Genomic DNA, 3,115 nt, shown 5'->3' on the forward strand with positions numbered 1-3,115 from the left:
CCACAACTGGTTCGGGCGCTGCGCGCTGAACTGCCGGTTGACCAGGTCCTGCGGGGTAAGTGTGGCGCCAAGGCCCATCTTGACCCCGGCCGGTCGGCGGAACGTCAGATGTCCAGTACGCGGCGCAGCAGCGCGAAGCCCACGCGCCAGGTGTTGCCACCGCCGGCATCGACGGTCGCAGTGCGCTCGTTGATCCGCACGACGGTGCCCACCACGGTCTGCAGATACTTGTCCTCGAAGGCCACCTTGTCGCCGCGCCGGAAGTCCTCGCGCGTGGGCTTCGGCGCGCTCGGCTCGGGCGGCATCGCGGGGCCTTGCGGCGTTCCGCCGGCGTCGGCTGACGGTGCCTCGATGGCGGTATAGGGCAGCTTCCATTCACGCCGCTCGCGCAAGTCCTGCAGCACGAGCTGCGTGTCCTTCATGGCCAGCACCTTGCCCTCGCGCAGGCTGCCGTCGCGCCAGTCCAGGAAGCGCACCGTCTGGCCCAGGTGCAGGTTCACCCGCACGGCGATGATGCGGCGCAGGTCGGCCAGCAGCCGCTCGATGACGGTGCTCAGCTCGAACAGCTGCAAGCTGCTGGCGTTGTTCAGCAGTTCCAGCATGCGCGGATCGACGCCGCGGCTCATGCGGCGCGTCGCTGTTCGTCGCCTACTGCCTCGCGCGTGCCGATGTTCCACGGCAGCAGCTCCTCGATTTGGCAGATCGGGTGATCGGCAATGCGCCCCAGCACCTCGCGCAGGTAGGCCTCGGGATCGAGCCCGTTGGAGCTTGGCCGTCTGTACGAGGCTGTAGATCGCGGCGGCCCGCTCGCCGCCGGCATCCGAGCCCATGAACAAGTAGTTGCCACGGCCCAGCGCTATGCCGCGCAGGGCTCGCTCGGCTGCGTTGTTGTCCATCTCGATGCGCCCGTCATCGCGGTAGCGCGTCAGCGCCTGCCAGCGTGTGAGGGTGTAGCCGATGGCGCGTGCCAGATCGGACTTGGCCGACACGCGCCCCACCAGGCTGCTCAGCCAGGCGTGCAGCTCATCGAGCAGCGGGCCAGCGCGGGCCTGACGGTGGGTCCTGCGAACATCCGGTGGCTGGCCACGGATGTCCTTCTCCACGGCGTACAGCGCCGCGATGCGTTGCAGCGCCTGGGCCGCGATGGAGTCCTCGGCCTTGCTGGTGCTCAGGTACAGGTCCCACCACGGCCGGCGTGCATGCGCCCAGCAGGCCGCCTCGGTGACCTGGCCGCTGTCGTACAGCTTGCCCCAGCCGCCGTAGGCATCGGCCTGCAGCACGCCCTGGAAGTGGCGCAGGTGGCGCTGCGGGCGCTCGCCCTTGCGGTCGGGCGTGTACTGGTACCAGGCTGCGGGTGGTTCGCTGGCGCCGGCAGGCCGGTCGTCGCGCACGTAGACCCACAGGCGCGCGGTGCGCGTCTTGCCCTGGCCCGGTGCCAGCACCGGCACGGGGGTGTCATCGGCATGCAGCTTGGCCGCTGCCAGCGTGTAGCGGCCCAGCGCGGCCACCAGCGGCGCGAGCAGCCGCTCGCTGTGCTCGACCCAACCGGCCATGGTGGAGCGGTCGATCTGCACGCCGCTGCGCGCGTAGATGCTGCCTTGCCGGTACAGCGGCAGGTGATCGCAATACTTGGACACCAGCACGTGGGCCAGCAGGCCTGCTGCGGCCAAGCCGCGTGCGATGGGCCGGCTGGCGGCGTCTGCCTGGAAGATGGACTGGCAGCGCACGCAGGCCAGCTTGGGTCGCACATGGCGGATCACCTTGAAGCGCGCCGGCACTTACTCCAGCTGCTCGGAGACGTCCTGGCCGATCTGGCGCAGCCGCCCGCCACAGGCGGTGCAGCCGCAGGGCTGGCCTGCCGCGTCGTGGTGTGCGGCGTTCGTCTCGGGGCGATGCACTTGCGCCTCGCGCGGCAGGTGCGCCGGCAGGCTGCGATCAATCGTCGATGCGTTGGCAGCCTCGGTCTTGGTGCCGACCGGCTTACAGGTTGGCACCGGCAATGTTTGCTCGTCGATCAGGCTGGTCTGCCACTGTTCGCTGGAGGTGCCGAACTGCGCGCGCACGCGGCGCAGCAACTGCAGCTTGAGCTTGTCCACCATCAGGCGCAGCACGGCGAGTTCGCCATCACGCACCTCGATCACGCGCAGCAAGCCTTCGATAGTGTGGGGCTCGGCGGGTGGCGGTGTCGACACAGGCCCCAACTGTGCCGCAGGCACTCGCCCTGGGCAATCGGTAGTGCCACCGACGGCACGCCGGTGTGGCTATGCCGCCAACTCGGGATGATGCGTGCGCACCGGCATGCGCCAGTCGATGCCTTCCAGCAGCATGGCCAGTTGCGCTGGCGTGAGGGCCACGCTGCCGCTGCTGGCCTGCGGCCAGATGAAGCGCCCTCGCTCCAGCCGCTTGCTCAGCAGCAGCAGGCCCTGGCCATCGAACCACAGCAGCTTGACGATGTCACCACGGCGGCCGCGGAAGACGAAGACGTGCCCCTTGAACGGGCTTTGCGCCAGGGCCGTCTGCACCAGCGCGGCCAGGCCATCGAAGCCCTTGCGCATGTCGGTGTGGCCGGCCACCAGCCAGACCTGGGTGTTCGCTGGCGGGCCGATCATGCCCGCAGCGCTTGCAAGACGAGGCGCAGGTGCTGCAGGTCTACGCCGATGGGAACGCGCACGATGGCCTCGCCCAGCACAATCTCTATCGGTGCCGAGCCTTCGCGCGTAGCCACCGGCGCTGCACAAGGTTCAGGCTGCGTGACGGTCACGGGCAACAGGACGGGCGCAGCCGCAGGCGCACTCCAGTGCTCCAGCCGCATCCAGTGGCGCAGCAGGTTTGCGTTGACGCCGTGGCGCACCGCCAGGCCGGAGACCGACACGCCTGGCACGCGGGCATGTTCCACCATCCAGGCCTTGAATGCCGAGGTGTAGACCTTCTTGCCGTTGCGCATCGTGCGCTCGACCATCGTGCCGCTCCATTGAGAGGTATGTCCAGAGTCCTGCATATGGACACACATGCTCGACGGTCAGGGCTGCGCCATCAATGGGGTGGTGAGGCCACGCTTACCCTGCGGGCATGGCGCACGCGCATCACCGATCGTGGTGCGCACCACCTTGCCGCG

At 69.0% G+C, this 3,115-nt stretch carries 3 protein-coding genes and 1 pseudogene; all 4 read right to left on the minus strand.

The window, feature by feature from the left end:
- Nucleotides 1-104: 104 nt before the first annotated feature.
- Entirely contained in the window at nucleotides 105-626 is a 522-nt protein-coding gene (locus ACIY1X_RS25695; protein ID WP_399686334.1) for a hypothetical protein, read from the minus strand.
- Nucleotides 623-2,201 (minus strand): annotated as a pseudogene (gene tnpC, locus ACIY1X_RS25700) (IS66 family transposase). The gene ACIY1X_RS25695 and the pseudogene tnpC overlap by 4 nt, the downstream one beginning before the upstream one ends.
- Nucleotides 2,202-2,261: 60 nt before the next feature.
- Nucleotides 2,262-2,609, minus strand: coding sequence for an IS66 family insertion sequence element accessory protein TnpB (gene tnpB, locus ACIY1X_RS25705; protein WP_399686337.1), 348 nt, complete (start codon nucleotides 2,607-2,609; stop codon nucleotides 2,262-2,264).
- Nucleotides 2,606-2,959, minus strand: a complete 354-nt coding sequence (tnpA, locus tag ACIY1X_RS25710; RefSeq protein ID WP_399686339.1) for an IS66-like element accessory protein TnpA — start codon at nucleotides 2,957-2,959, stop codon at nucleotides 2,606-2,608. Before tnpA ends, tnpB begins: the two co-directional genes overlap by 4 nt.
- Nucleotides 2,960-3,115: the final 156 nt, after the last annotated feature.

The organism is Xenophilus sp., assembly GCF_044462705.1.
GTDB classification, from domain to species: Bacteria; Pseudomonadota; Gammaproteobacteria; order Burkholderiales; family Burkholderiaceae_C; genus Xenophilus; species Xenophilus azovorans.

Excerpts from the sequence above, each read along its gene's own strand:
- ACIY1X_RS25695 (WP_399686334.1), bottom strand. The coding sequence starts at position 626 with ATGAGCCGCGGCGTCGATCCGCGCATGCTGGAACTGCTGAACAACGCC.
- tnpB (WP_399686337.1), bottom strand. The coding sequence starts at position 2,609 with ATGATCGGCCCGCCAGCGAACACCCAGGTCTGGCTGGTGGCCGGCCAC.
- tnpA (WP_399686339.1), bottom strand. The coding sequence starts at position 2,959 with ATGGTCGAGCGCACGATGCGCAACGGCAAGAAGGTCTACACCTCGGCA.